The following is a 7417-nucleotide window of genomic DNA, read 5'->3' as shown; positions in this document are numbered from 1 at the left end:
CGCAGCACCTGATCGTTGGTGCCCACGGCCATGAGTTTGCCGTCGCGCACGGCCACGGCCTGCGCGATGGTGCCCACGGGCCGATTCAATCCAAATGAGTGATCGTCCATGGTAACAACTTTGGCGTTGTGGATGATCATCTGCGGATAGGCTGCCACTTCCACCGGCACGGTAACGGTCTGTTGAGCCAGAGCCGTCGCGGACAGGCAGGCGATGATCCATGCAGCGAATGCTAAATGCCGACACTGTTGCATACCAATAAATCCTCCTTAATAACGTTCGGATAATTGATGATGACGCCGATGAGGCCTGCGCTCAGGCCGGACAAACATAAATCTGCGGCGTTGGGTTGACGGGAACATGGTACTGAATAGACCCGGCTAGCGCAACCAACATTTTAGGGCATTTTAGGATTGGCCTAAGGGCTGGAGAAGGAGGCTAAAGGCGTTTCATTCCAGTCCCGAATAATTGCACGGCCAGTGCGGCGGCTCCCAGGACAATGGCCGCGCCGAGCAGCGCCATGCTGGGAGAAAATTTTTCGGCCAGTGCGCCGATCGCCAATCCCCCGAGTGGCATGCCGCCGCGAAAGGCCAGCATGAAGATGCTCATGGTGCGCCCGCGCATCTCCTCCGCCGTGCCTAGCTGGACTAGCGACGTGATGGATGCGAACAAGATGATAATCGACAGGCCGGTCAGGAATAAAACGAAGTAACTAAGCGTGAGGTTGCGCGAGAGCGCGAAGACACCCAGCAGGATGGCGAGACTCCCTTGGACTTTCAACGTCAAGCCCACCTGGCGCTGATCATGCGGCAGGCCCGCGTAGAGAATTGCCCCGGTGATCGCCCCGGCACCCGAGGTGGCGACCAGATATGAAAATCCCGTGGCATCCAGATGAAATACTTGTCTAGCAAAGACCGGAAGCAGGGTCATGATGGGGATCGCACAGAAGGTGCTGATGAATCCCAGTATGCTCAATTGCCATAGCGCGCCGCGACTTTTCACATAAACGAACCCCTGCTTCAGCCCTTCGTACACCGTTTCCTGCGTCTTCTTTGGTGTGAACGTCGACTTGATCATGTACAGGCTGACGACCACGGCGAAAAACGATAGGCCATTCAAGCCAAAGCACAGGACCATGCCGCCCGCGGCCATTACGCCGCCGGCGATCAGCGGCCCCACCATGCGCGCCAGATTGAATTGGATGGAGTTCAGCGCGATGGCATTGGGCACTTCTTCTCGGCCCACCAGGCCGGGAATCAGCGCCTGATACGCCGGCCCTCCAAACGCCTGTCCCACGCCGGAGATGAACACCAGCGCCAGAATATGCCAGATGTTTACCGATCCCAGCGCCACTAACGCCGTCAGTGCAAAAGCTGAGATCATCTGCGTGTACTGCGAGCCCAGCAACAGCTTACGGCGATCGGCGCGGTCGGCCACCACTCCGCCGACAAGAGAAAACAAAATGATGGGCAGGTCCGCCAGAAACGCCACCAACCCAAGATAGAATGCCGAGTTGGTGAGATCCAGAACCAGCCAGCTCAGCGCCACTTGCTGCATCCACGTGCCCGTGGTGGAGGTGAACGCGCCGGTCCACATCAGCCGGAAATCGCGGTGTTCAAACGGACGGAAGGTCCGCGCCAGATAGTTCTGTGGAGCCTTCTCCGCGGCAGTTTCAGGAGTGATGGACATGAGGACTAGACGGATGACTTTCTTTCCACGTTCCACACAAGATTGCCGGCGACAATGGTAGCCACCGGGCCGCCGCGCATGTTGGTTCCATGGAAGGGTGAGTTTTTGCTGCGCGAGAAACTCTGATTCGCGTCGTAAGTCCAGTTGCGCTCCGGGTCAAAGATCGTAATATCGGCGACGGAGCCGGGCTTCAGAGTACCGCGCCCGGTCTTGTCGAGTCCCGCAATGCGCGCTGGATTCACCGCCATCAGTTCGACCAACCGAGTCAGTGTGCTGCGACCCGTGTGCACTAAACGGTCCAGAGCCAGTCCCAGCGCAGTCTCGAGACCTATAATGCCGAAGGGCGCTTGCGCGAACTCCTGCATCTTCTCGCTTCCGGCGTGCGGCGCGTGATCGGTTCCAATCGCGTCCACGGTGCCGTCGGCGAATCCCTGGAGCAGCGCTTCGCGATCGGCGCGGCTGCGTAACGGCGGCTTCATTTTATAATTTGTGTCGTAGTCCTTTACGTCTTCGTCGATCAGCGAGAAGTGGTGCGGGGTAACCTCGCAGGTTACTTTTAGTCCGCGCCGCTTGGCTTCGCGGACCATCTCGAGCGCCCCGGCTGTCGAGAGATGCGCGACGTGGTAGTGCGCGCCCGTCGTCGCCGCCAGCAGGATGTTGCGGCCCACCATGATCTCTTCCGACGCGCCGCTGATGCCCGCCAGGCCCAGCCGCACCGCCGTATAGCCTTCATGCATCTGGCCAGCGCCGGTCAGGTTCAGGTCTTCCGCATGATCAATCACCGTCAGCCCCAGGCCGGCGGCGTAGGACATGGCATGGCGCATCATCCCGGCGTTCATCACGGGCAGGCCGTCGTCGGTGAGAGCCACCGCGCCGGCTTCCTGCATCTCGGCAAACGGAGCGAGCTGCTCGCCCTTCGAACCTTCGGTAATGGCACCCACGGGAAACACATTCACCGGCGAAAGCTTCCGCGCCGTCTCGATAATAAATCGCGTTACCGCGGCGCTGTCATTCACTGGCCGCGTATTGGGCATCGACAGCACGGAAGTGAATCCTCCCGCCGCCGCCGCGCGTCCGCCGCTCTCGATCGTCTCGGCATACTCCTTGCCCGGCTCGCGCAGGTGGCAGTGCAGATCAATGAACCCCGGCGCGACGATGCAGCCGGTGGCATCCACCATTCGAGCATCGGAGGCAGGCGCGGGCAGATTGTCACCCAAGGCCCCAAGGCCAACGACACGTCCTTGGCGCACCAGCAAATCACAGGTGCGATCGACATTCTGCGAAGGGTCCATGACCCGCCCGTGGCGGATGATGAGTTCGGTTGGAGAAGGAGTTGTCATGCTCGATTAGACTAGCGTCAGTTTTTCCCTTCCGGACCCGCGGCCAACATCAGGTCCAGCACGGCCATGCGCACCGAAATGCCATTCTCCACTTGGTTCAGAATTGCCGAACGCGGGAAGTCGGCCACCTCGCTGCTCAACTCGCGCCCGCGATTGATCGGCCCGGGGTGCATCACGATAGCATCGGGCTGGGCGATTTGCAGATGTTCCAGGCGCAGTCCATAGTAGCGGAAATATTCGTTGTCCGACGCGAACAAACTCTTGCCCTGACGTTCCAGTTGCACGCGCAGCATCATAATTACGTCGGCGCGCGCAATGGCTTCCTCCATGCGATAGGTGCGCTCCACCAGAGGAGAGAACATTTCAAATGCTCGCGGCAGCATCGGCGGCGGTCCACAGAGGACCACCTTGGCGCCGAACTTGGTCAGCAGATGAATGTTGGATCGCGCCACGCGGCTGTGCGAGATGTCGCCGATGATGGCCACGCGCAACCCGGCCAGCGAAGGCTTGTGATCGAGTATGGTCAGCGCGTCCAGGAGCCCCTGCGTGGGATGCTCGTGCGTGCCGTCGCCCGCGTTGATGATGGGCGTGGCGACATTGCGCGCCGCCAGGCACCGCGCCAGAAAGTGTGGCGCGCCCGATGCCACGTGGCGCATGACGATGGCGTCGGGACGCATCGCCGCCAGCGTGTTCACGGTATCCAGCAGCGATTCGCCCTTGTCCACGCTGGAGCCTGATGCCGTAATGGAGATGGTATCCGCACCGAGCCGCTTCGCCGCAATTTCAAACGACGTGCGCGTGCGGGTAGAGGATTCAAAGAATAGATGGATGATGGTTTTCCCGGCCAGCTTGTCCAGCTTCTTGCCGGTGCGCGCCTCGATCGGCTGATAAAACCTGGCCCGATCCAGGATGTGCTGGATCTGCTCGACAGAGAGATTCTCGATGTCTAACAAGCCACGATTGGGCATGGTTAAAAAATCCCGGCCATCTGTCATTCCGAAGCCAGGCGTATTGGGCCGGGCTTCGGAATCTGCTTTATGTTCACGCTGCCGATAGATACAGCAGATTCCTCGCTCCGCTCGGAATGACACCTTATACAGTTTTTCAATAAACTACTTTAGCTCTTATCGAGCAGGACGACTTTCTCGACCTGATCTTCTTCGGCCAGCTTCACTTCAATCAATTCTTGCGGCCCCACCATGACACGCTTGCCCACAAAGCTGGCTTCAATGGGCAGCTCACGATGCCCGCGGTCAATCAGCACACAGAGCCGCACCCGGCGCGGACGACCGTGATCGAAGATGGCCTCCAGCGCCGCGCGAGTGGTTCGCCCGGTGAACAGCACATCGTCCACCAGCAGCACGTCCTTGCCAGTAATGGAAAAAGGTATCTGGGAAGGGTGGCCGGTTCGCCTGGAATCCTTCAAGGCGCGGCCCGTGATAGGTCGGTCGTCGCGGTATAGCTCGACATCAAGGCTGCCTACCGGAACTTCCACCTTGGTCAACTGACGAATTTTCTCACTCAGCCGCCCCGCCAGCAACTCGCCACGTCGACGTACTCCGATCAGCGTCAGATCGAGGCGCTCCTCGGTCTTCTCCACAATTTCATGTGCCAGATGGATGAGCGTCCGCTCAATCTCCGAGCTGGTCATTAGATGGGCTTTTTCCGAGGGTTCGTTGTCTGGCGGCCCTTTGTCGGGTCGCGCTTTATCACGCATGGGCATTGACATCCAATTCGGTCCAGCCGGGAAAAATAATTCCGTCGCGAGGGAGGGGGCAGCGGATCGCCTGCGAACGGGCCGTTTGGCCTGATAGGGCCGTCGAATGGACATCATACCGGACCCTACCCGGCGAAGCAACCACCGGAGCCAAAGCTCCCCGAGACAGGGGCCTCGTGGTGCGTCGAAATCACCTTTGGCTGGCTGCCTTTTTGAGGTTACTATTGTAGGTTGCTCGCGCAGGTTCTCGCCCCACGCAGGTTCGCTCGGTGATCTAGCGCGAACCTGGAGCAGATACGAAAGGATATATCCTCAATGAGTACCGCTACCACCGGTAAACCGGCAGCATCCGCGCCATCCACCAAGGACCATGCCGCCGCCCCCGAACGATCCCTGCGCCAGTTTCTGGCCGAGATTGAAAAGGACTACCCCAACGACATCATCCGCGTCAGCCAGCCAGTGGCGCCCGCGCAGTATGAATGCACGGCCATCCTGAAGCACCTGGAGAACGCCGCCAAGTTTCCTGTGGTCTTCTGGGAGAAGCCCAAGAACGTGCGTGGGGAGGCCTGCGCCACGCGCCTGGTCAGCAACGTCTTCGCCAGCCGCGAGCGCTGCGCCGTGGCCATGGGATTAAAGCCCGAGCAGGCCGGCATGGAGTTGAGCCTGGAATACGCCCGCCGCCTCACGCAGCCCATCGCTCCGGTGGTACTCAGCAAGGCCGACGCCCCGGTGAAGCAGGTCTGCAATGTCGGCAAGGACGCCGACCTCAGCAGCTACCCCATCGTCCGCCATCACCACATGGACCCGGCGCCCTACATCGACATGACGCCGATCATGAAGCACCCCACCGAGAATTTCTACAACGTGGCGTTTCTGCGCAACATGTACAAAGGCCCGCGCAAGCTGGGCATCCACATGTCGCCGCGGCACAACTGGCAGATCTTCCGCCACCATGAGGAACAGGGCAAGTCCACTCCGGTGGTGATCGTGGTCGGCCATCACCCGGCGTTTTATCTGGGCGCGCTGAACGTGGAGCCTTACGGCAAGGACGACTACCGCGTCGTAGGCGGCATCATGGGCTCGCCGCTGCGCGTGGTTCCGTCAGAGACCTGGGGCGAGGACTTCATGGTGCCCGCCGACGCCGAGATGATTATTGAAGGCGAGATGCCTTCAGACGAGCGCGAGATTGAAGGCCCCTTCGGCGAGTTCACCGGCTACTACGGCCCGCAGCGCATCCGGCCCATCATCAACGTAACGGCGATCACGCACCGCTCCGACGCCATCTTGCAGCACGCCTTCGTCGGCCATCGCGACAACTGGTTCCTCGGCGGCATCCCCAAGGAAGGCACGGTCTACAACGTCCTGAAGGGCATCGTGCCCACGGTGAAGTCGGTACACTTGCCGCCCTCGGGCAGCTGCCGCTTCAATTGCTACATCTCCATCGACAAGCGCGTGGACGGCGAGACCAAGCAGGCCGCGCTGGCCACCTTCGGCGCCGTGGACTTCATCAAGAACATCATCGTGGTGGATGGCGACATTGACCCGTTCAACGAGCAGGAAGTGATGTTCGCCGTGGCCACCCGCACGCAGGCGCGCGAGGCCGTGGACATCATCAAGAACGTGAAAGGCAACACGCTTGATCCCTCCCAGCAGCACGACATCATGACCGATAAGCTCCTGATCGACGCCACCAAGCCGGTGGGCAGGGCCTTCTCGGCGCGCGTGCGCGTCCCGGACGAGGCGCTGGCGAAGTTTCACCTGAAAGATTATGTGGACGATAAGCGCCTGAAGGAACTGCCCAGCTACCCTGACTCGCGCCGCAGCGTATAGCGCATTTATCCGAGCCGCGACCGCAAGGGAGCGGTGGTTGCATTTGCCGTCACCGTGCCGCGCGCGTCAGCGAGCGGACACGCCCGAACAGGCAATCGGCCCCAATCGGCCCAATGTCACGCAAGAGTTTGGGGCTTTCGGAGTCGAAGAAGCGCTTGCCACAGTAGGGGCAGAGCAGTGAGCATGAATTCAGACTTTGATTGAACGAATCCAAAATATTGCACCGCCCGCCGTGTCCGCTTGCTGACGCGCGCGGCACTGTAACGGAAGAAGGAAGGAACCACCATGGCACGCGTATTCTGGGTAACCTGCCCCGGCTGCAAAGACAAGTTCGAAGCCCACTGGGACGAACTGCGCCACAACAAAACCATCCCGCTGCTCTGCCCCTACTGCGGCAAACGCTTCTTCGACTCCGAAAGCCCGAAAGTGCAGGAGTAGCATTTGATAAACATGGCAATGATCCAGCATGCGCTAAGTTAGCGTCGGGAGGTGGCCGTGGATTCGTCCGTCATTCAACTTCAACAAGATGCGCTGGATCATACTGTTGCAGTGTCGGATTTGCTGAGAAAGACACTGGTAATCTCACGAAAACTCGCTCTACTCGAATTGCGTGCATGGGCTGAGCAAGAGTTGAGCGGCTACGGAAAAATAAGTGATCCTCCGCTCTATCGTATGGTCCGGGGCGAAGTCAGGGCTTGGAATCCTTATGGGGGATGGATTCCAGTAATTTTTCAAAACTCCGAGCATGCAGAAATGACTTCAGAGCGTTTTTGTGGTCAAAGTGTGCCTGAGTTAGAACAACTCGCAAAGGGCGAGGCGCGAGAGTTGCATATGCCTTACC

General features: G+C 59.7%; 7 protein-coding genes. 2 read left to right on the top strand and 5 right to left on the bottom strand.

The window, feature by feature from the left end:
* The 5 genes from EXQ56_14495 to pyrR all read right to left on the bottom strand — a co-directional run.
* Nucleotides 1-254: hypothetical protein (locus EXQ56_14495; protein MSO21631.1), on the bottom strand; the 254-nt coding region annotated here is incomplete at its 3' end.
* A 184-nt stretch (nt 255-438) separates the two neighbouring features.
* Entirely contained in the window at nt 439-1725 is a 1287-nt protein-coding gene (locus tag EXQ56_14490) for an MFS transporter (protein MSO21630.1), read from the bottom strand.
* Nucleotides 1695-3029, bottom strand: a complete 1335-nt coding sequence (locus EXQ56_14485; protein MSO21629.1) for a dihydroorotase — start codon at nt 3027-3029, stop codon at nt 1695-1697. The genes EXQ56_14490 and EXQ56_14485 overlap by 31 nt, the downstream gene beginning before the upstream one ends.
* Nucleotides 3030-3046: 17 nt before the next feature.
* Nucleotides 3047-3997, bottom strand: a complete 951-nt coding sequence (locus tag EXQ56_14480) for an aspartate carbamoyltransferase catalytic subunit (GenBank protein ID MSO21628.1) — start codon at nt 3995-3997, stop codon at nt 3047-3049.
* 149 nt (nt 3998-4146) lie between these two features.
* A complete protein-coding gene (pyrR, locus tag EXQ56_14475) occupies nt 4147-4680 on the bottom strand; it encodes a bifunctional pyr operon transcriptional regulator/uracil phosphoribosyltransferase PyrR (protein MSO21627.1) in 534 nt (177 codons plus the stop codon).
* Nucleotides 4681-5061: 381 nt separating this feature from the next.
* On the opposite strand from pyrR, the gene EXQ56_14470 reads away from it, so the two are divergent.
* Together EXQ56_14470 and EXQ56_14465 are read left to right on the top strand one after the other, a co-directional pair.
* Entirely contained in the window at nt 5062-6576 is a 1515-nt protein-coding gene (locus EXQ56_14470; GenBank protein ID MSO21626.1) for a UbiD family decarboxylase, read from the top strand.
* Between the two features lie 495 nt (nt 6577-7071).
* Nucleotides 7072-7417 (top strand): hypothetical protein (locus EXQ56_14465; GenBank protein ID MSO21625.1); only part of this gene is annotated, 346 nt, incomplete at its 3' end.

Source organism: Acidobacteriota bacterium (assembly GCA_009691245.1).
Lineage (GTDB): Bacteria > Acidobacteriota > Terriglobia > 2-12-FULL-54-10 > 2-12-FULL-54-10 > SHUM01.
This window is presented reverse-complemented; position numbering and strand designations above follow the sequence as displayed.